The organism is Bacillus sp. B1-b2, from assembly GCF_009183415.1.
Taxonomy (GTDB): domain Bacteria; phylum Bacillota; class Bacilli; order Bacillales; family Cytobacillaceae; genus Niallia.
Genome location: NZ_WEHU01000008.1, coordinates 137,833 through 162,280 on the forward strand (window position 1 = coordinate 137,833; position 24,448 = coordinate 162,280).

24 protein-coding genes are annotated in these 24,448 nt (G+C 34.0%); 3 read left to right on the forward strand and 21 right to left on the reverse strand.

The features are described 5' to 3' along the window. Positions 1 to 8: 8 nt before the first annotated feature. Both F9279_RS09990 and F9279_RS09995 read right to left on the reverse strand, forming a co-directional pair. Positions 9 to 905, reverse strand: a complete 897-nt coding sequence (locus tag F9279_RS09990; protein ID WP_152112511.1) for a deoxyribonuclease IV — start codon at positions 903 to 905, stop codon at positions 9 to 11. Positions 906 to 928: 23 nt separating this feature from the next. Beyond that, a complete protein-coding gene (locus F9279_RS09995) occupies positions 929 to 2,248 on the reverse strand; it encodes a DEAD/DEAH box helicase (RefSeq protein ID WP_152112514.1) in 1,320 nt (439 codons plus the stop codon). A gap of 306 nt (positions 2,249 to 2,554) precedes the next feature. On the opposite strand from F9279_RS09995, the gene vrrA reads away from it, so the two are divergent. Next, on the forward strand, positions 2,555 to 3,160 hold the full coding sequence (gene vrrA, locus F9279_RS10000) for a VrrA/YqfQ family protein (RefSeq protein WP_152112516.1): 606 nt from the start codon (positions 2,555 to 2,557) through the stop codon (positions 3,158 to 3,160). Between the two features lie 576 nt (positions 3,161 to 3,736). Further along, positions 3,737 to 4,681 (forward strand): 4-hydroxy-3-methylbut-2-enyl diphosphate reductase, encoded by a 945-nt coding sequence (locus tag F9279_RS10005; protein ID WP_152112518.1) that lies wholly within the window; start codon positions 3,737 to 3,739, stop codon positions 4,679 to 4,681. Positions 4,682 to 4,754: 73 nt separating this feature from the next. Here the strand turns inward: F9279_RS10005 and F9279_RS10010 are convergent, their stop codons facing one another. Together F9279_RS10010 and F9279_RS10015 are read right to left on the reverse strand one after the other, a co-directional pair. Further along, positions 4,755 to 5,870, reverse strand: coding sequence for a Nif3-like dinuclear metal center hexameric protein (locus F9279_RS10010; RefSeq protein ID WP_152112520.1), 1,116 nt, complete (start codon positions 5,868 to 5,870; stop codon positions 4,755 to 4,757). Next, positions 5,857 to 6,576 (reverse strand): tRNA (adenine(22)-N(1))-methyltransferase, encoded by a 720-nt coding sequence (locus F9279_RS10015; protein WP_152112522.1) that lies wholly within the window; start codon positions 6,574 to 6,576, stop codon positions 5,857 to 5,859. Before F9279_RS10015 ends, F9279_RS10010 begins: the two co-directional genes overlap by 14 nt. Positions 6,577 to 6,798: 222 nt before the next feature. Here F9279_RS10015 and F9279_RS10020 point away from each other — a divergent pair, with 222 nt between their 5' ends. After that, positions 6,799 to 7,068: a hypothetical protein gene (locus tag F9279_RS10020; protein ID WP_152112524.1), complete on the forward strand. Its 270-nt coding sequence runs from the start codon at positions 6,799 to 6,801 to the stop codon at positions 7,066 to 7,068. 33 nt (positions 7,069 to 7,101) lie between these two features. Here F9279_RS10020 and F9279_RS25955 read toward each other — a convergent pair whose 3' ends face one another. The 17 genes from F9279_RS25955 to yqfD all read right to left on the reverse strand — a co-directional run bounded on the left by F9279_RS25955 (position 7,102) and on the right by yqfD (position 24,444). Next, the gene (locus tag F9279_RS25955) at positions 7,102 to 7,224 is read right to left on the reverse strand and encodes a hypothetical protein (RefSeq protein WP_264298241.1); all 123 of its coding nucleotides are present in this window, start codon (positions 7,222 to 7,224) and stop codon (positions 7,102 to 7,104) included. Between the two features lie 29 nt (positions 7,225 to 7,253). After that, complete coding sequence (gene rpoD, locus F9279_RS10025) at positions 7,254 to 8,378, reverse strand: RNA polymerase sigma factor RpoD (protein ID WP_152112526.1); 1,125 nt, start codon at positions 8,376 to 8,378, stop codon at positions 7,254 to 7,256. Positions 8,379 to 8,420: 42 nt separating this feature from the next. After that, complete coding sequence (gene dnaG, locus F9279_RS10030) at positions 8,421 to 10,241, reverse strand: DNA primase (protein ID WP_152112528.1); 1,821 nt, start codon at positions 10,239 to 10,241, stop codon at positions 8,421 to 8,423. Between the two features lie 58 nt (positions 10,242 to 10,299). Beyond that, complete coding sequence (locus F9279_RS10035) at positions 10,300 to 10,743, reverse strand: YaiI/YqxD family protein (protein WP_152112530.1); 444 nt, start codon at positions 10,741 to 10,743, stop codon at positions 10,300 to 10,302. 287 nt (positions 10,744 to 11,030) lie between these two features. Then, positions 11,031 to 11,855, reverse strand: coding sequence for a pyruvate, water dikinase regulatory protein (locus tag F9279_RS10040; RefSeq protein WP_152112532.1), 825 nt, complete (start codon positions 11,853 to 11,855; stop codon positions 11,031 to 11,033). Then, positions 11,848 to 12,558 (reverse strand): helix-turn-helix transcriptional regulator, encoded by a 711-nt coding sequence (locus F9279_RS10045; RefSeq protein WP_152112534.1) that lies wholly within the window; start codon positions 12,556 to 12,558, stop codon positions 11,848 to 11,850. The genes F9279_RS10040 and F9279_RS10045 overlap by 8 nt, the downstream gene beginning before the upstream one ends. Before the next feature lie 185 nt (positions 12,559 to 12,743). Then, entirely contained in the window at positions 12,744 to 14,810 is a 2,067-nt protein-coding gene (glyS, locus tag F9279_RS10050; protein WP_152112536.1) for a glycine--tRNA ligase subunit beta, read from the reverse strand. Continuing rightward, positions 14,803 to 15,693: a glycine--tRNA ligase subunit alpha gene (gene glyQ, locus F9279_RS10055; protein WP_152112538.1), complete on the reverse strand. Its 891-nt coding sequence runs from the start codon at positions 15,691 to 15,693 to the stop codon at positions 14,803 to 14,805. The genes glyS and glyQ overlap by 8 nt, the downstream gene beginning before the upstream one ends. Positions 15,694 to 16,124: 431 nt before the next feature. Next, entirely contained in the window at positions 16,125 to 16,880 is a 756-nt protein-coding gene (recO, locus tag F9279_RS10060; protein WP_152112540.1) for a DNA repair protein RecO, read from the reverse strand. Between the two features lie 30 nt (positions 16,881 to 16,910). Continuing rightward, positions 16,911 to 17,054 carry a YqzL family protein gene (locus F9279_RS10065; protein ID WP_152112542.1) on the reverse strand — a complete coding sequence of 48 codons (144 nt, stop codon included), beginning with the start codon at positions 17,052 to 17,054 and terminating at the stop codon, positions 16,911 to 16,913. 161 nt (positions 17,055 to 17,215) lie between these two features. After that, positions 17,216 to 18,130: a GTPase Era gene (era, locus tag F9279_RS10070; protein WP_152112544.1), complete on the reverse strand. Its 915-nt coding sequence runs from the start codon at positions 18,128 to 18,130 to the stop codon at positions 17,216 to 17,218. Beyond that, positions 18,117 to 18,521, reverse strand: a complete 405-nt coding sequence (cdd, locus tag F9279_RS10075; RefSeq protein ID WP_152112547.1) for a cytidine deaminase — start codon at positions 18,519 to 18,521, stop codon at positions 18,117 to 18,119. The genes era and cdd overlap by 14 nt, the downstream gene beginning before the upstream one ends. Positions 18,522 to 18,855: 334 nt before the next feature. Next, on the reverse strand, positions 18,856 to 19,257 hold the full coding sequence (locus F9279_RS10080) for a diacylglycerol kinase family protein (protein ID WP_152112549.1): 402 nt from the start codon (positions 19,255 to 19,257) through the stop codon (positions 18,856 to 18,858). After that, on the reverse strand, positions 19,235 to 19,705 hold the full coding sequence (gene ybeY, locus F9279_RS10085; protein WP_152112551.1) for an rRNA maturation RNase YbeY: 471 nt from the start codon (positions 19,703 to 19,705) through the stop codon (positions 19,235 to 19,237). Before ybeY ends, F9279_RS10080 begins: the two co-directional genes overlap by 23 nt. Further along, complete coding sequence (locus tag F9279_RS10090) at positions 19,706 to 21,883, reverse strand: HD family phosphohydrolase (protein WP_152112660.1); 2,178 nt, start codon at positions 21,881 to 21,883, stop codon at positions 19,706 to 19,708. Between the two features lie 405 nt (positions 21,884 to 22,288). Continuing rightward, positions 22,289 to 23,254 (reverse strand): PhoH family protein, encoded by a 966-nt coding sequence (locus tag F9279_RS10095; protein ID WP_152112553.1) that lies wholly within the window; start codon positions 23,252 to 23,254, stop codon positions 22,289 to 22,291. Next, positions 23,251 to 24,444: a sporulation protein YqfD gene (gene yqfD, locus F9279_RS10100; protein WP_152112555.1), complete on the reverse strand. Its 1,194-nt coding sequence runs from the start codon at positions 24,442 to 24,444 to the stop codon at positions 23,251 to 23,253. The genes F9279_RS10095 and yqfD overlap by 4 nt, the downstream gene beginning before the upstream one ends. Positions 24,445 to 24,448: the final 4 nt, after the last annotated feature.

A 24,448-nucleotide genomic window follows, 5' to 3' on the forward strand; every position in this document is an offset into this window, starting at 1 on the left:
CTACCCTTTTAAGACTGTTGCAATATATCTTCTAGTAGATTACTATTAAAAGCCTTATTTCGTAGCATTTCAATTTCATATTTGTATGGAGCTTTCTTGTTATTTTTATCTTCTCCAACAAAAGGAGTCTCTAATATCTTGGGTACATCCATTAATTGTGGGTGATGAACAATATTCATCAATGCTTCAAAACCAATATGGCCATACCCTATATTCTCATGGCGATCCTTTGCAGCCCCTTTTACATTCTTACTATCATTTACATGCAGGACCTTCAATCTATCGATACCGATGATTCGATCGAACTCATCCAGTACACCATTAAAATCTTCTACTATATTATAGCCAGCATCATGTGTATGACATGTATCAAAGCAAACGGAAAGTTTATCGTTATGCGTAACTCCATCCATTATCATAGCTAACTCTTCAAATGTTCTTCCACATTCAGAACCTTTACCTGCCATCGTCTCTAATGCAATCTGTAGTTGCTCATTTCCAGTTAGGACTTCATTTAAACCTTCAATAATCTTCTTAATGCCTACTTCAGCACCTGCGCCTACATGTGCACCAGGATGTAACACAATTTGCTTAGCACCTAAAGCTTCTGTTCTTTCAATTTCACTTCGTAAGAAATTCACCCCTAATTCAAAAGTAGCTGGATTAGTTGTGTTTGCAATATTAATAATATATGGAGCATGTACCACAATATCAGTAATACCATGCTCGAGCATATGAAGTTGTCCTGCCTCAATATTTAAATCTTCTATTTTTTTTCGTCTAGTATTTTGTGGTGCCCCAGTATAAATCATAAATGTATTAGCACCATAAGAAACTGCTTCTTCACTTGCAGCAAGTAACATTTTCTTCCCACTCATCGAAACATGCGATCCAATTTTAAGCAAATATAACACTCCTTCACTACTCTTTATTTCTTATTACTACTTCTGTTACTAACACGTCTTTCTCTTTTCTTAATGCTTTCCACTTGTCTTTGCATTTTCTTCTTATAACCAGGCTTAACTTTTTTCGGCTTTTTCACTAATGATTTAGCCTTCATATCAATCTCATCCACTTGTTTTTTACGATTTTTACGGCGATTACGGTCTTCAATCTCTACCCACTCACCATTTTTCAAATCCATATTTTTAAACTCAATACCTAGTTTTTCTAATTGATTTAGCTTGTCCTCATCGGAAGTTTCATAAATGGTTAAAGCAATTCCTGAATAACCAGCTCTTGCTGTTCTACCTACACGGTGAACATAGAAATCTAAATCCGAAGGAAGTTCATAGTTAATTACATGACTGATTCCTTTAATGTCAATTCCTCTTGCTGCTAAATCTGTTGCCACAATGAATTGAAACTCTAAATCAAGGATTTGCTTCATTACTTTCTTTCTTTCTCTTGGTGTTAATCCACCATGAAGCCTCGCAACTTTTAAACCTTTATTGGATAATCCATTTGCTACCTCATCACATTTTTGTTTTGTATTAGTAAATACAATAGCTAAATAAGGGTTAAAGTTTACTAATGCTTCATGAACCGTTTCGACTTTATCTCTATGTCTAGATGGAATAAGTACATGTTCAATTTTAGCTGCTGTTAATTGTTTTGGCTCAATATGAATGTAAGTTGGATTCTCTAGATATTTTTTTAAGAAAGGCTTAAGTTTTTCCGGTATTGTTGCTGAGAAAACAAACATACTTAAATCCTTTGGCATTTTTGCAGCAATCTGATCTACATCTTCAATGAAGCCCATATCAAGCATAAGATCTGCTTCATCGACAATTAATGTTTTTGCTGTATGAACAAATAAAGCTTGTTCTTGAACAAGGTCATTAATTCTGCCTGGAGTACCAACTACAATATGTGGTTGGGTTTTTAATTTTTCAATCGTACGTTGCTTATCAGTACCACCAATGAATAAACGAGTAGTAATAGGAACTTCTGAATGCTTAACCACTTTAAGAATTTCTTGGTTAATTTGGTTTGCTAATTCTCTTGTAGGTGCAGTAATTACTGCTTGTACCGTGTTTTTTTCAGGGTTAATTTGTTCTACTATTGGGAGAACATAAGAATGTGTTTTACCTGTTCCTGTTTGTGATTGCCCTATTGCACTTTCTCCTTTTAGTACAAGGGGAATCAACTTTTGTTGAATTTCTGTTGGTTCATGAAAACCTAATTCATCAATAGCTTTTATAATAAAGGGCTTTAAATTATACTGTTTAAATAGATTATTACTCATTTTTTCTAACTCCTTAATAGCTAGATAAATGCAAGTACTTAGATTAGGCATTTACCTTCCGCTTTTGTCCATCATTTTATTATAATCAATAATTGTACAAATGGCTATATTAACTACCTTATTTATTATTTGGGGCTTTTTTCATATTGGGACAACTTGTCTATATGTTCTTACTATATTATCCTCTAAGAATCAGGCTTCTACTTCTTTATTTCTAAAAGGAGCTGAAAAAAACTACCTAATCCTAAACACTTTGTCACTTCTTGCATAGTCTATAAAGAAGTGATATAAAAGGAGGGCCTATTTATGATGCCATCAAGGCAGCGAAATCCTTTTCAGGGGCCACCAATGGGCGGCAATAGAATGTCAGGTATGCGAGGACCATCTAATTTCCAAAGTCCAATGGGGCGAGGCGGAGCACCTATGAGAAATAATAATGGTGGTGGAGGTGGAGGACTACTATCGAAAATTCTTGGCGGGAGTAGGAACGCAGACTCCTCTAATGTAACGCAAGGAGCAAGAAGTGCCGCAGCAAGTGGTGGTGGTATTTTAAAAACTTTAACAAACCCTTCCTCTATTAACGGTTTCTTGGCAAACTCCCAAAAATTCTTAAACACAGCCAGTCAACTAGGTCCAATGATTAATCAATACGGTCCAATGGTTAGAAATATCCCAGCTATGTGGAAACTTTATAGAGGGTTAAAGAATACGAATACAGACACAGAAACAACTGTACCTGTTGAAGATTCTACTATTTCACCTGACACAGAAATATCAATAAAGAAAAGTACTACCACTAAGAAGAAACAAACTAGTATACCTATCACAAATGAAGACATAAAGGATGATTTCGAAATAGAAAAAGTCTCTACTCCATCAAAAGGTGCTTCAAAACCTAAACTCTATGTATAAATTAGAATGTGTTTATCTCATTCTAATTTTTTTATTTGTTTGCAAATGTTAAGGTAATATGTACAATTACACTCTTTTTCTTGCTCTATATGATTTTTGATTTGATAGGAATCACTAATATTATTACTTCTGTCGCATGATGCCATACTCGAACTCATGCCATTTGCCAGTTTAGTATCCTTGAATACTCCATCCTATTCCTTGAAAATTAATAATCCTAGTTAAAGATTATGCTTTTCTTTTCATACCTAAGATCGTTTAATGGAAATAACAAATCGGCATCTTTTGTAAATCAGAAGATGCACTATTTCACTGGTGTTCTCTCATCCGTTTTCACCTGATAATCAGGGATGCAGGCTTTGATACATGTTTACATTGTTCCAATTAGGTTCTTTAGTAATTATATAGTGATTTACTCTCTCCTAAGGGTCATTTTTCCTCCTTTAAATTATTTATTTTTTGTCAATATGTCCTATGTTATATATAATAGACATGTTACGTTCTTTTTAAAATTGTAAGCTACTATATTATATTTAGATATATTCTTATAGAAGTACCAAGCAGGAGGAATCGGAAATGAAAGTTATTAAAATCGCACCAAGAGGGTATTGCTATGGAGTAGTAGATGCCATGGTTATTGCCAGAAATGCTGCCTTAGATAAGACATTACCGCGTCCAATCTACATTCTTGGAATGATTGTTCATAATAAACATGTAACAGATGCATTCGAAGAAGAAGGCATTATTACATTAGATGGAAAAAACCGCAAAGAAATTATAGAAAAAGTAACAACAGGTACTGTAATCTTCACTGCACATGGCGTTTCTCCAGAAATTCGTCAAATTGCTAAAGATAAAGGCCTTATAACCTTAGATGCTACATGCCCTGACGTTACAAAAACACATGATTTAATTAAAGAAAAAGAAAAAGAAGGTTACTATATTATTTATATTGGGAAAAAGGGGCATCCAGAGCCTGAGGGTGCAGTGGGAGTCGCTCCACATGCAGTTTCCCTTGTAGAAAATCTAGAAGATATCGAGCAATTAGACATTCAAAACGATAAAATCCTCATCACAAATCAGACAACAATGAGTCAATGGGATGTTATTGACTTGATGGAAAGCATTCAAACTAAATTCCCACAGGCTGAAGTGCATAAAGAAATATGTTTAGCTACACAGGTTAGACAAGAGGCAGTGGCTAAACAAGCTGGAGAAGCAGATGTTTTAATCGTTGTTGGTGACCCAATGAGTAATAACTCTAACCGTCTAGCACAAGTTTCAGAGGAAATAGCACATACAACAGCATATCGAATTGCAGATATTTCAGAATTAAAACTTGATTGGCTGAAAGGTGCTGAGTCAGTTGCTGTTACAGCAGGTGCATCTACTCCGACTCCTATCACAAAAGAAGTAATTGCCTTTCTAGAACAATATAAGGAAGACGATGAATCAACTTGGCATTTAGAAAAGAAAGTACCATTGAATAAAATTTTACCTAAAGTAAAAGCTAAACAATAAACCTAAAAAAGCAAGGAAGAAAAAGTGTTTTTTCTTCCTTGCTTTTTATTCTTCTGTCATAATCATATTCTTATTAAATAAATGTAAAAGGATCCGTATGAATAGTAGAAGGAAAGATATTAACCTGATACCCTTTTTCTAAACACTTTTGTGTTAATAGTTTGGCTACACCTTTTTTCATTACTTTTTCGACATTATGTCCTGGATCAATTATATTTAATCCAACAGCTTGGGCATCATGTGCTACATGATAGTACATATCTCCAGTCACATAAACATCTGCGCCCTTCATTTTAGCATGGGAGTAATATTTATTTCCATCTCCACCTAAAACAGCTACTTTCTTAACCTTAGCATCTAGGTTACCCACTACGCGAACTCGATCTACATCTAACACTTGTTTCACGTGATTAGCAAAATCTCCCAAAGTAGTTTCTTCTATTTTTCCAATTCTGCCAAGCCCTAATTCTTCCCCTTTTATAGATAAATCGTAAACATCATATGCTACCTCTTCATAAGGATGAGCATTAAACATAGCTTTTAGAATTTTCTTTTCTAAAGATGATGGAATAACAGATTCCACCCTTACTTCTTTCACCTGCTCTACCTGATTTATACTTCCGATATAAGGCTTGGCACCTTCTCTTGGATTAAACTCACCTATACCGTCAGTAGAAAATGCACAATGACTATAATTCCCTATCGCTCCAGCTCCAGCATCTCCTATCGCCTTCTTTACAGCAATAGCATGCTCTTCTGGTACATAAACAACTAATTTTTTTAGTTTATCTTCATATGTTGGTATCAGTACTTCCGCATTCTGCAATCCTAATGCCTCGCTCAATAAATCATTTACTCCACCTTTAGCAACATCTAAATTTGTATGAGCAGCATACACGGATATTTCATGTTTGATTAATTTGTGCATTAATCTACCTGTGGGATTGTCCATTGTTACTTTTTGTAACGCTCTGAAAATAGGTGGGTGATGAGCAATAATTAAATTCACCTTTAATCTGATTGCTTCTTCTACTACTTCATCTAAAACATCAAGAGCAATCATAACATTTTCAACTGGTCGACTTAAATCCCCGACTTGTAACCCAATTTTATCCCCCTCCATTGCTAGTGCTTTGGGAGAGAATTGCTCAAATAAAGAAATGATTTCATAGCCATTAATTTGTTTCATGTCCAATCACCTCATTAATTAATTGAATTTTTGCTTGAAGCTCTTGGCTTTTCTTTTTATTTTCTTCCGTTTTAGGAGCAGCATCTAATTGGTTTAAAATTCTAATCCAATTGTTTTTCTCTTGCATCCATTTTTTTACGAATGCTTTATTTTTACTTATTAGTAAAAAGGGTCCTAATAACATTAGTTTTTCATTTAGTACCTCTTGTTTACTTTGTTGATTTCCACGTTCTGCTACAAGCACTTCGTAGATTTTCCCATCTTCCTCTAGTATTTCTTCTGCTACTAATTCCCAATCGTTTGAGTATAACCATTTACGAACAGAATAGGCACTAACATTAGGCTGTAAAATTAATCTATTGACATTTTCAAGTTTATCCTTCCCTTGCTCAAGGATGTCTGCAATAAGAGCTCCACCCATTCCAGCAATGGTGATACACTGAACTTCACTCGGTTGAATTACTTCTAGTCCATTTCCTTTACGAACAGATACCTTACTAGTTAATCCCTCTAGCTTGACTTGCTTCACTGCAGAATTATATGGACCATCTACTACTTCCCCCGCAATTGCAAAGCTTATTTTATCCTTTTTAGCCATATAACAAGGTAAATAAGCGTGATCAGAACCTATGTCAGCAAAGCTAAATCCTTTTGGTATGTATGTTGCAACTGCTTCTAAACGTTTCGATAATTTATCTGAATTCATTTTTACACCACATTTCAACTGAATATTTATATATATTTAAATATAATTAACAGAATAAGTACTACCGCACCAATATAGGAAGAGATAGTAAAATATAATAACTTATATTTCCTCCCACTATAAAACCATATTGCACAATTTAACAATAAAATAATATATAGAAATATTATATTATTAGAGAAAAATTCTAGGACCATCCTAACACTCATTAACAGAAAGATAATGGCTGCAGTCGTTGTTGGCACATCCACACTTTGCTGTTTTTTATTATACAAAAAAACTCCGCCAAAAGAAAAAATCAGAAAAATTAGTGAAATAGCCATTTGCAAAATAAAAGACAATTCAGTAAAATATAATAAAAATATAGAAGTTGGTATAAGAGCTAAAAAGATGAATGAAAGGATTAGTAATGATTTATTACTTTTCTCGGGTTTAATGCTTTTTTCCTCTCCATTACCTTCTGTATATAAGGTAAGTAAAAAATCACAGTAATGTTCAGGAAGCATTCTATTTTCTTTCCAATAGTTAATTTCCTTTAAAATAATCTCTTTTCTTTGTTCCTGCATGTAAGTTGCTCACTTCCTTTTTTAGCATGATAAAAAAAGAAATAGCTACTTCTTGTAGGAAGTGAACTATTTCTTTTTCCATTTTACTAGTAGACCTTAAAGGAGTTCTACTTATTCTAAGAAATCCTTTAATCGTTTGCTTCTGCTTGGATGTCTCAGTTTTCTCAATGCTTTTGCTTCTATTTGACGAATACGCTCACGAGTTACACCAAATACTTTCCCTACTTCTTCTAGTGTTCTAGTGCGGCCATCGTCAAGTCCAAAACGTAGTCTTAATACATTTTCTTCACGATCTGTTAAAGTATCCAATACGTCTTCTAATTGTTCTTTAAGAAGCTCATATGCAGCATGCTCTGAAGGAGATGTAGCATCCTGATCTTCAATGAAATCACCTAAATGCGAGTCATCTTCTTCACCAATAGGTGTTTCTAAAGATACTGGCTCTTGTGCAATTTTTAGAATTTCTCTAACTTTATCTGGAGAGAGATCCATATCTTCCCCAATCTCTTCAGGACTTGGTTCGCGACCAAGATCTTGTAATAATTGACGTTGCACTCGGATTAACTTATTAATTGTTTCAACCATATGAACTGGAATACGAATCGTTCTTGCCTGGTCAGCAATAGCTCTTGTAATAGCCTGACGAATCCACCATGTAGCATACGTACTAAATTTAAAGCCTTTTTCATAATCAAATTTCTCAACTGCTTTTATTAATCCCATATTACCTTCTTGAATTAAGTCCAAGAATTGCATACCGCGTCCTACATATCTTTTAGCGATACTGACAACTAGACGTAGGTTAGCTTCTGCTAGTCTTCGTTTCGCTTCTTCATCGCCCTCTAAAATGCGCTTAGCCAATTTGATTTCTTCTTCGGCAGAAAGTAAATCAACTCTTCCTATTTCTTTAAGATACATACGAACTGGGTCGTTTATTTTCACTCCAGGAGGTACACTTAAATCATTTAGGTCAAACTCTTCTTCACTCTTAGAAAGTTCTTGAACATTCGGCGCTTGGTCCTCACCATCACCAATTAATTCTATTCCTTGGTCTCCTAAAAACTCATAGAATTCATCCATTTGATGAGAATCTAATTCAAAACTAGATAACTTCTCTGCAATATCATCATATGCAAGTACTCCAGTTTTCTTACCTACTTCTGTTAATTGTTCCTTTACCTGATCAAGGGTTAGTTCCGTTTCAACTTCTTTTGAACGGGTAGACTTTTCAGCCATATGTCCCCCTCCTTCCAAAAAATCAAGACATCATAAATAGTATTATTTTAACATTTTTTCTAACATTATAACTTCCATGCCAATTTGAGCAGCTTTCAAGAAATCATTTTGACGCTCAGCATCTTTTAGCAATTGTTTCTTTGTTTTTATTTCAAGTTGCTTTTCATAATTAATAACTTGCTTAATATAATCTGAAATCTCAATCTCACTTACTTCTTCATTGACTTCCATCATTTCAATCTCTGCAACAATACGTTGGAGATCTGGATCATCAATGAAATTCATGAAAGAACTTGTATCAGAACTTTGACCACTTTCATAATACGCAAGAAGATAGGTAAATATAGCTTGATGCTCATCAATATTAAAAGTTTTTCCTTGCAAAGATACTTGTACTTTATAAGAAACATCTTCACTTCTGAGCATATGTGCAAGCAGATGTTTTTCTGCAGTATGATATGCGGGTAACAGTCCAGTAGATCGTTTACGAATCGTAAACTGCTTAGCAGGTACAATGCTTTCCGAAGATTTGGAATCTTTCTTTATAGGAGCTAATTTAGATAGTTCCTGCGCCTGTTCCTTTAGCGCATCCAATGAAAGAGAAAATTCTTCAGCAAGTTGCCTTAAGTACAGGTCTTTTTCCACTGCCTTTTCAAGCTTGGCAATTTCGCTTAATACTTCTTCGATATAAGCAAGTTTTTCTCCTTCATTTTGAAGATTTTTACCTCGCCTATAGTATATTAACTTGAAACCCATGAAAGGGATACTTCCATGAAGTATTTCCTGTTGTAACTTATCTTCCCCAAATTGATTAACATAATCATCTGGGTCCATCCCGTCTGGCAACATAACCACATTTACCGTACAATTCGCTCTTAGTAAAAGCTGACCTGCACGATAGGCGGCTTCGATTCCAGCAGAATCTGAATCATAACAAATAGTTACATTTTTTGAATTTTTTTTAATAAGTGCAATATGGTCCTCTGTTAATGAGGTTCCCATTGTAGCTACTCCATTTTCAATTCCTGCTCGACTTGCTGCAATAACATCTGCAAACCCTTCAAATAATATCGTTTGCTGAAGTTTTCTAATTATAGACCTTGCTCTGTCAAAATTGTAAAGTATATTGCTTTTATTAAAAATTGGTGTTTCAGGACTGTTAAGGTATTTGGGATTATTATCCCCCAGTGCTCGACCAGAAAAACCAATTGTGCTACCATTACGATTTTTGATTGGAAACATAATTCGATCTCGAAAACGATCGAAGTGCTTTTCTTCCCGCTCACTCTTAATAATCAAACCAGCTTTTTCCATTAGTGATTCATCGAATTTTCTCTTACCAAGAAACTTTACTGCTAAATCCCAAGAATTAAGGGTATATCCTATTTGGAATTTCTCAATAACTGGCAAAGTAAAGCCTCTATTTAAAAGATATTCTAATGCATGCTGACCATCCTTTGTATTTACAAGCAAATGATGATAAAATTTAGTTAATAACTCATGAGCATCTATCATTTGTTGTAAATCATGAGGAATAGTTGGTTTCTTTTCTATTTCTGCAAGCTCCACACCTAAATCAATATTAGCTTTATCCGCTAATTGAGAAGCCACATCTAAAAAAGAAGTGCCTTCTAGGTCCATTAAAAAAGTAAAAACATTTCCACCAGCATGACAACCAAAGCAATGAAAGATTTGTTTATCTGGGGAAACGGTAAACGATGGTGTTTTCTCACCATGAAAAGGACAAAGTCCAATAAAATTTCTACCTTGCTTGCTTAAAGAAACATGTTCACCAATAACATCCACAATGTCTATAGCTTGTTTAATTTCATTTAGTTTTTCTTCAGGAATGCGCGCCACCATTTTTCAACACATCTCCCTACTATTTGCCTACTTGATGAGATTATTCGACATTCTCTCTTTAATCTCCTTCATTTTTCGACAAAATTCTCAAGAAATTTTTTCTAAATTTTTGACGATCTTTCTCTGTATATGGTTTCGGCCCTTTTGAATGAATGCCTTCTCTTCTAGCCTTTCCAGACAAATACCGCAAGTCAAGTGCTGTATTTATACTGGATTCATCATAAATACTTCCCCTTGGTGAAAGGACTATTATGTTTTTTAATAATAACGTAGAGGCTAAACCAATGTCCTGAGTAATGACAATATCATGTTTTTTTGCCTTGTTCATGATATATAAATCCACTGCTTCTTTGCTCATATCAACATATTTCCAGTTATAGTTATCTGGAGTATTACGCATATGTGCATAGGATGCTACAAATAACGATTCATACTCATAAACAGAAGCTAATTCGACAATATCTTCTTTTACTGGACAGGAGTCTGCATCAACATATACCATAAGTCTTCCTAATGTACTATTAATTCTACATCACTCCACATTTTCCTTCTTGTTAGATAAAATTTCTAATAAAGAGGTAATGTCGAAAACTTTTTAAATATTCCCCTTGACTTCTCTCAATAAATAGTTTATTCGTAAAAAGCCAACTCTAAACCTAAATATGATACTTTTTTATCACAATTTTTTATTATAGTATAAATCCATTTAAAATTCCATCTTTTTTTGTTCTATATTATTCATATAAAAAGACTCTGTCCCTACCTGACAAAGCCTTTCCTAGTAGTCATTTAAGAATTATATTTTGAACGATAATAAAGGTTATGAATAATGTTTGCTGTTTCTTCTACTGCTTTATTCGTAACATCAATAACTGGACATCCAATTTGATTCACTATATCTTCGAAATATGTGATTTCTTCTTTAATTCTCTCGATTTGTGCATAACTTGCTCGATCACTTAACCCTAAAGAAATTAATCTCTCTTTACGAATATTATTAAGTTTAGTAGGACTAATTTTCAAACCAAAGCATTTACTTGCAGGGACTTCAAAAAGCTCTTTTGGCGGGTCAACTTCTGGTACAATTGGTACATTGGCAACCTTCACCCTTTTATGTGCTAAAAACTGAGACAGAGGTGTTTTGGATGTTCTTGAAACACCAATTAATATAATATCAGCCTTTTCTAGTCCTCTTGGATCTCTTCCATCATCATACTTTACAGCAAATTCAATTGCTTCTACTTTCTTAAAGTAGTCCTCATCTAGCTTGCGAACTAATCCTGGCTCAAATAAAGGAGTTTTCCCCCAAAGTACTTGAAACTGATCAATTATTGGACCAATAATATCACAGGCATAAACCCCTTCTTGACGAGCAAGCTCGCTCATATAATTTCGCATCTCTGGCTTAACTAAGGTGTATGCAATCATTCCATGCTCTAGTTTAGCTTGTGTTACTACTTCATGTACATTAGACTTATCTTCAACGAATGGAAATCGCTTAATTAACACATTTACATTATGTCCAGAAAACTGACTTATAGCAGCCTTTGTTACAAGTTCTGCTGTTTCACCAACAGAATCAGAAACCACATAAATTATTTGTTTCTCAGTCATTCGGTTCCTCCATGTCTTTATTGCTATTATTAGAAAGATCCACTAATGCCCTTGTAATATTGGTCTTCGATACTCTTCCAATTACAAGTAAACCTTTCTCTGTTTTTGTCACCACAGGTAACGCATCAATTTCATGATCCATTAATTTCGTGCCGACATCCACTAATTTTTCTTCTGCAAAACAATAGGTGACATTCGGCATACGAGTCATGATGATGGCAACTGGTAGTGACGTTAACTCCTGTTTCCCTATACTTGCACGTAAAAGATCCTTACGAGAAACCACACCTGTTAATGTCGAATTCTCATCAACAACAAAAATGGTTCCCACATCTTCTGTAAACATTATAACAATAGCATCATAAACAGAAGTGTTGTCTTGAACCAATACGGGGTGTGAATAGTAATCACTTACTAATATATTTCGAATATTATCAGTTATTAATGGTTCTGACTTCTTTCCTGTATAAAAGTAACCAACTCGTGGTCGAGCATCTAAATAACCAGACATGGTAAGAATAGCTAAATCGGGTCGAAGCGTAGCTCTTGTGAGATTTAATCTTTCAGCTATATGCTCTCCTGTAATAGGACCATTTCCTTTTACTATTTCTAAAATTGTTTCTTGCCGCTTATTCAGTTCGATTGCCTTTTCACCACCTTCAATTAGGTAACGATTTACACTACCTATTATATACGAAATCATTAGAATCAAAAGAAAAAGTATTAATTGTTACCAAATACTTTCTACTGTTTTCTCCATTCGCAATCTAGTCAAGCTTATAAAAGGTGGTTTTAAACAGCCCCTTCTATCTAAACCAAGCAGCCTTTTAAACAAAAGGAAACTAGGAAGGATTTCTCCTACCTAGTAACTTCCTTATCTATTGACACTTACTTGACTAAAATTTCGTTAACACTTGCAAATTCCGTAATGAGGTTAGCGATTTCTACCATTTGATTTAATCGATTTACTTTTATTGCTTCATCAGTTGCCATAACCATTGTATGGTCAAAGTATGCTGATATGCATTTCTTTAAAGAGAATAATAAGGTAAAGTATTCTTCCTCACTCACATTACCTGTTGCTTTCTCCTTAACAAGTTTAAATTCTTTATATAAGTCTTTTTCGTATTGATTTTCAAATAAATCGGTATTTACATCAGATACATTCATAGCCTTAGTCGATATGTTTACAACTCGACTTAATGCTTCTATACCTTCTTTAAAGTCTACCTCGCTCTTATGGTTTTCAAGCACTTTTGCTTTTCTTACTACATTAGATACATTTCCAATTTTAATGCCCAATACTGCATCTATTATGTCATATCTAATGCCTAATTCTTGCAATATATGCTTCACTCGCATTTTAAAGAATGATAGGATAGATTGTTTCAGTTCTGCATGATCTACTTTAGATGTTTCCACTAGTTCACTGATAGATAGATCAATAAGAAACTCAATAGAGATATCCCAATTTTTATCAATCAATGTTTGTACAATACCTGTCGCTTGTCTTCGTAATGCATATGGATCTTGTGAACCTGTAGGGATCATTCCGATACTAAAGAACGAACAAATAGTATCTAGCTTCTCTGCAAGAGCTAGTACTGCACCGACATTGCTAGGAGCAGTTTGATCATCTGCATGTCTAGGCATATAATGCTCATTTATAGCGGTTGAAACTGATTTCTTTTCACCCTTTTGAAGTGCATATCTTTCTCCCATTAAGCCTTGTAATTCTGGAAATTCATAAACCATGTTAGTAACTAGGTCGAATTTTGCAATTTGAGCTGCACGATCTATGTCAATTTGCTCTTCTCCTGATAATTGCAGCTGTACCGCTAAACCAGAGGCAATCTTTCTTACTCTGCTTACTTTTTCTGCTAATGTACCAATTTCTTCATGGTACACAATAGCTTCTAACTTCTTAAGTAAATCATCAATTACTAATTTCTGATCTTCTTTATAGAAGAAATTTGCATCAGCAAGTCTTGCTCTTAATACTTTTTCATTCCCTCTAGCAACCTTATCCAGATGCTGGTGATCTCCATTTCTAACAGTAACAAAGAATGGTAATAATTTACCCTCTTTCGATTTAACAGGGAAATAACGTTGATGTTCTTTCATACTAGTGATTAATACTTCTGTTGGCAACTCTAGAAATGACTCTTCAAAAGTACCGTATAGTGCTGTTGGATACTCTACTAAATTGGTTACTTCCTCTAACAATTCTTCATCTATTGGAATAACCCAATCATTTTCTTCTTCCAGCTTCTTGATTTGAGAAACAATGGCTTCTTTGCGCTCAGCTTGATTTACCACTACATACTGACCTAACATTTTCTCTACATAATCTGCTGGATGTTGAAGGGCTATTTCCCCTCCAAGGAAACGATGACCAAGTGACGTATTCGCTGTTTGAACATCCGCGATAGAAAACGGGATGACCTCTTCTCCAAAAAGAGCTACTAGCCACTTAATAGGACGAATATAACGAAGATCATTATTTGCCCAACGCATGTTTTTAGGAAATGTAAGACTCAAAATAATTTCCTTTAACTGTGGTAAAAGCTCACTAGTTAATTGTCCTTTAATAAATTTTTTCACATGGGCATACTCTATTCCATTTATCTCTTTAAAGTATATATCCTCTACCGTTAATCCTTGCCCTCTAGTGAATCCCATTGCAGCTTTTGACCATTCACCAGCATCATTTTGTGCGATTTTTTTAGCAGGGCCTTTCGCTTCTTCTTCCAAATCTTTCTGAGACTCATCTAAACCTTTAACAAGAACTGCTAATCTTCTAGGTGAAGAAAAGGCTTGGATAGATGTATATGCTAATTGTTTTTCCTCTAGCCACTTTTCCATTTTTTCTTGCAACGCATGCATACTGGACGTAATAAAACGAGCAGGCATTTCTTCAAGACCTATCTCTAATAATAAATCCTTCTTACTCATTCTCTTGAACCTCCTTGCCTTTTAGAATTGGGAAACCTAATTTTTCTCTTTCATCATAAAATGTTCTTGCCACTTTACGAGCTAAATTTCGGCATCTTCCAATATAACCAGTTCTTTCTGTAACAGAAATGGCTCCTTTTGCATCAAGCAAGTTGAACACATGTGAACATTTTAATACATAATCATAGGCAGGATGCACAAGACCTACTTCCATTTGACGATGTGCTTCTTTTTCATACGTATTAAATAAGTTAAATAGCATTTCTGTGTCAGATGTTTCAAACGTGTATTTACTATGCTCAAATTCTGGCTGATAAAAAATATCTCTAACGGTAAAACCATCTGTCCATTCTAAATCAAAGACATTTTCTTTGTCTTGGATATAGGAAGCTAATCTTTCAATTCCATAAGTAATTTCAACAGAAACAGGTTTACATTCTAAACCACCAACCTGTTGGAAGTAGGTGAATTGAGTTATTTCCATTCCATCAAGCCATACTTCCCAGCCTAGTCCAGCACAACCTAATGATGGGTTCTCCCAGTTATCTTCAACAAAACGAATATCGTGCTCAAGCGGATTAATTCCTAATGCTTTTAAAGAATCTAGATAAAGCTCTTGAATATTATCTGGTGAAGGCTTCATTATCACTTGAAATTGATGATGCTGATAAAGTCTGTTTGGGTTATCACCATATCTTCCATCTGCAGGTCTTCTAGATGGCTCTACGTAAGCAACATTCCATGGCTCTGGACCAATTGCTCTTAAGAAAGTGTATGGACTCATTGTTCCTGCACCTTTTTCTACATCGTATGCTTGCATTAAGATACAGCCATACTCAGACCAATGTTTTTGTAATGTTAGAATCATGTTTTGAATATTCATTAACTGAATACACCTCCAAAAAATTTTAAATCAACTTACCATTTGCCCTAAACAACTACCATTTTTTAAAACAATTTCTAGCATACAGAGCAACTAAAAATGGACATAGCATATTGGAAAGAAGTGTGGGAACACAAAAACTCCCGTCCCTATGTCTCATTAACAGACATAGGGACGAGAGTTTTCCCGCGGTTCCACCCTATTTGCTAAAACAAGTTTTAGCCACCTTCATACGAAGTTGCTCCAAGAACGCCTTCCTTAATGCCGAGGCACTTGGCTTTCACTATCCCAAGCTCGCTAATTCAACGGTTTAATTAAGTACTATTTTCTTATCAACACAACACTATTAGTTACAGAAATAATAACTAATATTATTTTAATTGTCAACCGTCTGAATATAAGTGCTTTTTACGTCTTGAAGATTGATTTACCTATTGAAAAGCATCTCCTAAATTATTCATTGATTGGATAAACTTTTTAGATTTTAGGTATAAACCTGAATACTCTTCGTAATACGCATCAATGATAGTGGTGATTTCCTTTTTAGTTGTTTCTTTAACAGAAATATTGCCTAGCCGAGCAATGTCTAAATGATAAAAAATTCGTAAAAGCTTAACAGCAGTAGGCGATATCTTATAATGATAAGGATCTCGATCTATACAGCGATGACATAATAATCCACCTTCTCTTATTGAAAAAGAAAAATGTCCTTCTGTTGCTCCACAGAAGGTACATTTATCTAAAGTTGGATATTGTCCTAGTACATTTAGCATTTTCATTTCATAAATATTCGCCAAAATTTCTTTATCATACTCTTCATTCATGAAATTTAACGTTTGATAAAGTAATTCAAAATGAAATGGGTTTGGTTTTTTTTCCTCTGTACATTTATCCGTTAATTCAACAATATAACTAGCATATGCAGTTAAGAAAATATCCTCTTTTAACCTTCTCATGCTTGATACAATATCCCCTTGTTGTAAAAGCCCTAGTCCATTACTTCTTTGTACTAGAAAATGACCATATACAAAAGGTTGAGTTACGCTTGCGAGCCTGCTGTTTGTCTTTTTAGCACCTCTTGCCATAACCCCGACCTTTCCCCATTCACGGGTATATAGAGTAACAATTTTATTTGTTTCACCATAATTAATGGATTTAATAACAATTCCTTCACATTTCTCTAGCATTACATCCACCATCCCTATATAAAGACAGAACTATGAGATGGGAAAGTCAATTTCGGCTAGCTCCTCCTCTTGCGATCCTGGTATTTCATGATTACCCTTTTCTAATTCTTTAAAAAGTAGATAAGTATCAATATTACCTGTTTGGGAAAAAACTTTCCAGGTAAAGTCTAGCATAAAAAACCCCACCTTTCGATTTTTAACTAGCTAAATTCTAACCTTACATTTATCATAGCCTGACATTATAAAATCATGTGACGAAAATATTGTAAATTGATTGCATGTATAATTTATAAATACCTCTAAAATTATGCAAAGTAAACTAGATTAGTGCCCAATTAATATTCATCTTCTCTGAAACCAAAGTCTCTTAACTGAGTCATTTTATTACGCCAATCTTTTTGTACTTTTACCCATAACTCAAGAAAAACTTTATTTCCTAAAAGATTTTCTATATCGGTTCTTGCTCTTTTACCAATTTCCTTTAGCATGCTTCCTTGTTTCCCAATAATTATTCCCTTTTGTGAATCTCTTTCCACCACTATGGTTGCCATTACATGGACAACATCTTTCGGTTTTTTCTCAATTTTTTCAATAACAACTGCCAATGAGTGTGGTATTTCTTCTCTAGTTAGATGAAGTGCCTTTTCACGAATTAATTCAGACACAATAAATCTTTCAGGGTGATCTGTCACTTGATCTGCTGGGTAATATTGTGGCCCTTCAGGCATATATTTTTTTATTTGCGTTAGTAAAGTGTCTACATTATTGCCTTCTAATGCTGAAATAGGGATAATTTCTTTAAATGGATACTTTTCTTTATAAGACTCAATAATGGAGAATAATTGATCTGGATGAACAGTATCAATTTTATTAATGACTAAGAAAATAGGAGTTTTAACATTTTCAAACTTCTCTACTATAAACTCTTCTCCTTTTCCAAATCCTTCTTCAGCATTTACCATAAAAAGAATTAGGTCTACTTCCTTCAAAGTATTTTGTGCGACCTTCATCATAAAATCTCCTAAGCGATGCTTAGGTTTATGGATACCTGGTGTATCAATGAAGATTAATTGTGCATCATCTGTTGTTAGTACACCTTGTACTTTATTTCTAGTTGTTTGTGGTTTGTCACTCATAATAGCAATCTTCTGACCAATAACTTTATTTAAGAAAGTTGATTTTCCAACATTTGGTCTTCCAATAATAGATATAAATCCTGATTTGTGTTCTGTTTGATTAGTTATGTTCATTTAAATCCTCCGGTGAAAATGCTCCTGGTAATAATTCTGCGACAGTAAGAGTTTTTACATCGCCTTTTAAATTAGTAAGTACAACTTCCATATCATGTGGGCATAGCTCAGATATTACTTGTCTACATGCTCCACAAGGTGATACAGGGCCTTCTGTATCTGCTACCACAACAAGCTTGCTGAAAACCGTATCTCCTTCTGATACAGCTTTAAATAAAGCTGTTCGTTCTGCACAATTGGTCATACTATATGCTGCATTCTCAATATTACAACCATGATATACTGTACCATTTTCTGATAAAAGGGCTGCTCCTACTTTAAATTTTGAGTAAGGAACATACGCTTTTTCTCTTGCTGCATTAGCTTCTACAATTAATTGCTCATTTTGCATCGAACATACCTCTTTTCATCATTATGTTTATATAGTAAACTTCCTGCCTTGATCTTCTTAACGCCTAAGTCATCTTTTATTTAGTCTGTTTTCCAACAGTCTTATTTAAATAAGCTACTCTTATTCTAATGAAATAATCAAACGTTTTCAAATTGACATGAATGATGTACTGTATCCAAATTATAAACTATTGTAAGGAATCAATAAAGTGCAAGATAGTTAATAGTAGGGTATCTGAAGAAAGAAAATAATAAATTTACTCGTTAGCAAAAAGAAAAAAAATCCACTTCTTCGTTTTTTCCAACGAAAGAAGTGGATTTTTTATTATCCAACTTTAAATCCAAATATATAGTGCCTCTACTAATTTTGGTACAAGGATGATACATCCTACTACGACAGAAACAATGGCAGAAACGAATACAGCTCCTGCTGCGATATCTTTTGCTTCTTTCGCTAATGGATGAAATTCTGATGTTGTTAGATCCACTACGCGCTCTATTGCTGTATTTAACAACTCCATACTAATAACCATACCTATACTAAACAAAATACATATCCACTCTATTTTTGATAAGGAAAAATAGAATGCGAATAGAAGGACCAAGATAGAAAAGATTACATGTATTCTCATATTTCTCTCTTGCTTAACTGCAGTAAAAATACCAATAACTGCTAGACGAAAGGAGGATAGTTGACTGTTTTTTCGTGTCCTATTATCTTTGTAATCCGAACTCATCTAATATTTCCCTTTGAAGTGAAAACATCATTTCTTCATCTTCCTTCGTCATATGATCATACCCAAGTAAATGCAAAAACCCATGAACGGTTAAAAATCCGAGCTCTCTACTATAAGAATGCCCATAATCTTCCGCTTGTTCTTTTGCTCTGTCAACGGAGATTATAATATCTCCAAGCATTCTTGGAAGTGTACTATTCATAAGTGGAATCTCTCCTTCTCCAAGCTCTTCCATTGCGAACGAAATTACATCTGTTGGTTGATCTTTCTCTCTATATTCTTTATTTATTTCTTGAATGCGATTATTATCTACAAAAGTAACGGAGAGCTCGATTTCTCCTTCTAGCTTTTGCTGACTAGCTGCAAATTGTAGTAATTTGCTTAACTGATTTATCTCCATTTCTGATACTTTATTTGTTTCATCCATAAAATCAATTTCTAAATTCATTTATTCTTCTTCCTTTACTTTTTTCATATCTGGATACTCAATTCTTGAGTGAAAAATACCTTTTAAGGTTTCACAAAGAGTGTTTTTCACTACGTCTAATTCTTTAAGGGTTAAATCACATTCATCTAATTGGCCGTCTTGTAGCCGATCTGCAATAATATTCTTAATTAATGTTTCAATTTGATCTGGAGTTGGTGAGTTAAGACTTCTAACAGCTGCTTCTACACTATCGGCTATTCCAATAATGGCAATTTCACGTGTCTGTGCTTTCGGGCCAGGATAACGGTAATCAGCTTCCTTTAACTCTCCCCCTTTTTCTTTTGCTTTAAAATAAAAATATTTTAGCAAGGATGTACCATGATGCTGTTCTGCTATATCCACAATTTCTTTTGGCATTTTGTATTTTCTAAGTAACTGTGCACCATCTGTTGCATGTGCAATAATGATATTCTTACTTGCTTGTGGTGGAATTCGATCATGAGGATTCCCCATATTCATTTGATTTTCGATAAAAAACTGTGGTCTTTTCGTTTTCCCAATATCATGATAATAGCATCCTACTCTAGCTAGCAATCCATTTGCTCCTATTGCTTCACAAGCTGATTCTGCAAGATTTGCTACCATTACACTATGATGATATGTACCAGGTGCTTCTGTTAATATCTTTTTTAACAACGGGTGATTCGGGTTAGATAACTCAATGAGCTTCATAGTAGATAGAATACCAAAACCAGTCTCAAAAAATGGCAATATCCCAATAGTCAGAACAGCTGACAGAACACCTGAAGTGATAGCCATTAATATATATATTCCATATTCCTTTGCATCATAATGTCCATTTTGTAAAAATAACATGGAGAATATTGTGACAATGTTAATTAAAGAAATAAAGAATCCCGCTTGTAAAATATTGGATTTTTGATTATTATTCTTTAAAAATAGGATGCCAGAAAGTCCACCAGCAATAATATATATACCCATTTTTACATTAAAGATATTTGCTACACCTTCATTAAACATAATCATTCCACAAATGGACAGAATAACGGTGACAAGAATAGCAGATCTTTCATCTAGTAATATTTTTATTAACATAACAGCCATTGCTGCTGGAAAGATATAACCGATTTCAGTGTATTCATATTGTTGAAATATACTAACAGTTTTCATTAGCAAGATAGTTACAACAAAAATAATTGTTACCATTATTAATGTTTGAATACCTTTTTCTTTTCTCGCTGTTTGTCTAATCAAATAGAAATATACTAATGCTAGAAAAGATAAGATAATTAAGCTCAATCCAATAATTGGCTGAATGGAATTATCACTATCCAATAATCCTACTAATTCTAATTGTCGGTGAATCTCTCTGCTAATTAGTTGTCCTTCTTCTACAATTATTTGTCCTTGCAGAATTCTTATTGGCTCAATGCTATCTTCAGCCTGTTGACGCATTTCTTCTGTAGAGGACGGATCATAAAATTCATTTTGAATAATTGCAAATCTACCTAAATCTATACTTGCACTTTTTAAATCTGAATTTAGTCCATCTGTATTCTTTAAATTATCTTCTACTCTCTTTTTAGCATTTTCCACTTCATCAGATGGTATTTTACTATTCATCACAGTATGTATAGCTGTTACAGTAATATCTTTAGCTATCTCTAAATCATCCTCCGCATATGCCAATAATGATTTTAAAGAGCTATCCATAATGTTATTAGATACTTCCTCTGTTAATTTCTCTTTTAACAGAACTAGCTTTTCATCTATAGAAGGAGGAGTTACCGCGCTAGCATTTTCCTTTTCAGCCTTCACTCTCTCTTCTTCTAATTTTTTTTCCTCTTCATTGTTTACTTCTGTTACAGAGTCAAAAATGGATGCTATTAAGTCTACTCTATTTTGTGCAATTTCTTTATTAACCACATAAACATCCTGCACTTGATTAATCGCGTCATTTTTCTTCTTTTCTGTGCTAACTTTATCTTCTATTGTGATCGGAGACCTAACTGTTTGATCAGCTACAGAAAACAACTCTACATTCAACTGTTCAGGCTTTACATTTCCATACATTGTTAAAAAAAGGACTAGTCCAATTAGAAGAAATAGAAGTATATTTAAAAATGTATTCGTTACTATTTTACTTTTTTGGTTTTTAATTGCTTGTAGTATTTTCATCATTACCTCCTATCTTTCAAAGGTATCTTTTCATTCACCATTTTGCTATGTGTATCCAGTTTACACATTGAAATGATCACCATATTCAGAATAAGATTATCTTAAAATTTATGTATTTCCCACTCTCTATACTATTTATTGCCATTTTAACTAGCTCCTATAATCTTTGACTTTTGTTACCAACACAATCAGAAGAAAAATATCTCCTATATAAAAAGTTGAATAAATGATTATGTTATGTAAAATGATAACAGTTTTTTCGATAGTTTTCATCTTTTTTCGTAATAAATCCCATTTCCTGTTAATAAAAGACCGATACATCCAGTTTTTCGTTATGCGCTTTTTAGACAAAAAAACAATATTTCATAGTAAAGCTTCCCTCTACTCTGAAATATTGTTCCTCTTTCAAACATCTTGTGTTCCATATGCGTTTATAATTTTAGCAACTAATGGATGTCTTACAACATCGCTTTCTTGTAAATGCACCAAACTAATGCCTGATACATTTTTTAATGTATGTTCTGCTACAACTAACCCAGACTTAACACCCTTTGGTAAGTCAATTTGTGTTTTATCTCCAGTAATGACCATTTTGGAGCCAAAGCCAAGTCTAGTAAGAAACATTTTCATTTGAGCATGAGTGGTATTCTGTGCCTCATCTAGTATAACAAAAGCATCATCTAGCGTTCTACCACGCATATATGCTAGAGGAGCTATTTCTATCGTGTTTCTTTCGATAAGCCTAGTAGTATGTTCCATTCCTAAAACATCATGTAAGGCATCATATAAAGGCCTTAGATAAGGATCGACTTTTTCTTTTAGGTCACCTGGTAAAAACCCTAAACTTTCTCCAGCTTCAACTGCTGGTCGAGTTAGTATTATGCGATTAACTTTGCCACTTTTTAGCGCATTTACAGCCATTACTACAGCTAAATATGTTTTACCGGTACCAGCTGGTCCAATACCGAAAACTAAATCACTACGCTTAATGGAACGTATGTATTCACTTTGTCCGATGGTTTTTACACGAATAGATTTTCCTTTTACTGTTTTCGCTATTTCCTCATCATATAAAGAACCAAAATATTCTAAGGTTCCTTTCTTTGCTAATGAAATGGCATAAATGACATCTCTTTGACTTACTACTATTCCTCTTCTAATTACCTGTAAGAGTTTTTCTACAATATCCCCAACAAGTTCAATAGAATCAGGATTTTTAGAAGAAACCAGTAAAGTTTCACCTCGAGTTACAATGTTACAATCTAATTCTTTTTCTAGTATCTCCAAATTACTATCGCCGTTACCAAGTAAGGCAATTGCTTCATTCGGATCTTTTAGTATGACATTCATTGTTTTTAAATCTTCTGTCATTCGATATCTCCTTGCGTTAGAGGTTGTGTTTTTGCAATATTTTCTATTGTAGTGTAAGCAAGCTTTAACTTTACTTTACCATTCTTTATTTCACGTTGCAAAATTTTTTCTTCCTTAATTTTCCCATCTTCTCCAATTTGTTTTAAGATATCTTTTCTAGCATCTTCTTTTCCTTTTTCAATCGCTTCTTCTTCTGTATACCCTCGTACAACTATTTCTTTTTCTCTATATGTTTTATTTACTGTATTAATCGGTAACTCCCATTTAAAAAACCTAATCGGCTTGGTATTCTCTTCTTGTTCAAAGTCCTTGAATGCCACTTTTCCAAATCCCCATACAGGTATTTCCCATTTTCCAATACTCACATACTGTTTCTGCTTCTCATTTCCATTAAACACTTGAAAATTAGTTTCTAATGGAATCACTACTTCGGAGTTATACCATGTTTCCCCCCATACCTTTCCTTTAGCCGAGACAGTCTTCGTATTATCTTCCTTCCCAATCATTCCTGAAACTAACAATTGCCCTTTATTCACCACTTGATTCATTTTATATTGTTTACTACCCTCTTCTATAAAATCATCTACAATGGTGGCTCTTTTAGCTGCTACAATGTTCTGAGGTACTTCTTCTTCTTTCTTTTCTGGCTCATCTTTTTCTACCACTTGAAAATGATAAGTTGTCCCCTTTAACTCCACACCAATCCAAGTAATGGCGTCTATATTATTGGTTAACTCAGCTTGAATAGCATCAAGCTCCTTCGAGAAGAATTGAAATTCTCCAATCTTAATATTCATTTTGTCTAACTCTTTTCGAATTTGATATTCTGTTGCAGGATTTGCTCCTTTAATTTCGATTCCCCACACCATATTGGAAAAGGTAAGAACTAGTCCTAAAAATAAAAATAAACCAATAACAAAACCACTGTTCTTCCAAATTCTCTTATATAGAAAGGGAGCTCCAGCTCGACGCTGAAACTCTATTTTGAGGCCGCTACCTCTAACAACACGTCTCAAAAGGTGGATATTCTTTAAATTTATTTGAAAGGTAATGGTTTGAACTCCGTGTTTTTTTATATTAAAAACAGAGATGTCATTTTTCATTAGCTTATTTAGAAATCTTTCTAAGCCTTTCCCTGTGGCTTTCACTGTTATTACTCCTGTTAAATACTCCATCCAATGATTTTTCATAATT

Excerpts from the sequence above, each read along its gene's own strand:
- F9279_RS09995 (WP_152112514.1), bottom strand. The coding sequence starts at position 2,248 with ATGAGTAATAATCTATTTAAACAGTATAATTTAAAGCCCTTTATTATA.
- vrrA (WP_152112516.1), top strand. The coding sequence starts at position 2,555 with ATGATGCCATCAAGGCAGCGAAATCCTTTTCAGGGGCCACCAATGGGC.
- F9279_RS10005 (WP_152112518.1), top strand. The coding sequence starts at position 3,737 with ATGAAAGTTATTAAAATCGCACCAAGAGGGTATTGCTATGGAGTAGTA.
- F9279_RS10010 (WP_152112520.1), bottom strand. The coding sequence starts at position 5,870 with ATGAAACAAATTAATGGCTATGAAATCATTTCTTTATTTGAGCAATTC.
- F9279_RS10015 (WP_152112522.1), bottom strand. The coding sequence starts at position 6,576 with ATGAATTCAGATAAATTATCGAAACGTTTAGAAGCAGTTGCAACATAC.
- F9279_RS10020 (WP_152112524.1), top strand. The coding sequence starts at position 6,799 with ATGGCTGCAGTCGTTGTTGGCACATCCACACTTTGCTGTTTTTTATTA.
- F9279_RS25955 (WP_264298241.1), bottom strand. The coding sequence starts at position 7,224 with ATGGAAAAAGAAATAGTTCACTTCCTACAAGAAGTAGCTATTTCTTTT.
- rpoD (WP_152112526.1), bottom strand. The coding sequence starts at position 8,378 with ATGGCTGAAAAGTCTACCCGTTCAAAAGAAGTTGAAACGGAACTAACC.
- dnaG (WP_152112528.1), bottom strand. The coding sequence starts at position 10,241 with ATGGTGGCGCGCATTCCTGAAGAAAAACTAAATGAAATTAAACAAGCT.
- F9279_RS10035 (WP_152112530.1), bottom strand. The coding sequence starts at position 10,743 with ATGGTATATGTTGATGCAGACTCCTGTCCAGTAAAAGAAGATATTGTC.
- F9279_RS10040 (WP_152112532.1), bottom strand. The coding sequence starts at position 11,855 with ATGACTGAGAAACAAATAATTTATGTGGTTTCTGATTCTGTTGGTGAA.
- F9279_RS10045 (WP_152112534.1), bottom strand. The coding sequence starts at position 12,558 with ATGATTTCGTATATAATAGGTAGTGTAAATCGTTACCTAATTGAAGGT.
- glyS (WP_152112536.1), bottom strand. The coding sequence starts at position 14,810 with ATGAGTAAGAAGGATTTATTATTAGAGATAGGTCTTGAAGAAATGCCT.
- glyQ (WP_152112538.1), bottom strand. The coding sequence starts at position 15,693 with ATGAATATTCAAAACATGATTCTAACATTACAAAAACATTGGTCTGAG.
- recO (WP_152112540.1), bottom strand. The coding sequence starts at position 16,880 with ATGCTAGAGAAATGTGAAGGAATTGTTATTAAATCCATTAATTATGGT.
- F9279_RS10065 (WP_152112542.1), bottom strand. The coding sequence starts at position 17,054 with ATGCTAGACTTTACCTGGAAAGTTTTTTCCCAAACAGGTAATATTGAT.
- era (WP_152112544.1), bottom strand. The coding sequence starts at position 18,130 with ATGAACATAACTAATCAAACAGAACACAAATCAGGATTTATATCTATT.
- cdd (WP_152112547.1), bottom strand. The coding sequence starts at position 18,521 with ATGCAAAATGAGCAATTAATTGTAGAAGCTAATGCAGCAAGAGAAAAA.
- F9279_RS10080 (WP_152112549.1), bottom strand. The coding sequence starts at position 19,257 with ATGAGTTCGGATTACAAAGATAATAGGACACGAAAAAACAGTCAACTA.
- ybeY (WP_152112551.1), bottom strand. The coding sequence starts at position 19,705 with ATGAATTTAGAAATTGATTTTATGGATGAAACAAATAAAGTATCAGAA.
- F9279_RS10090 (WP_152112660.1), bottom strand. The coding sequence starts at position 21,883 with ATGAAAATACTACAAGCAATTAAAAACCAAAAAAGTAAAATAGTAACG.
- F9279_RS10095 (WP_152112553.1), bottom strand. The coding sequence starts at position 23,254 with ATGACAGAAGATTTAAAAACAATGAATGTCATACTAAAAGATCCGAAT.
- yqfD (WP_152112555.1), bottom strand. The coding sequence starts at position 24,444 with ATGAAAAATCATTGGATGGAGTATTTAACAGGAGTAATAACAGTGAAA.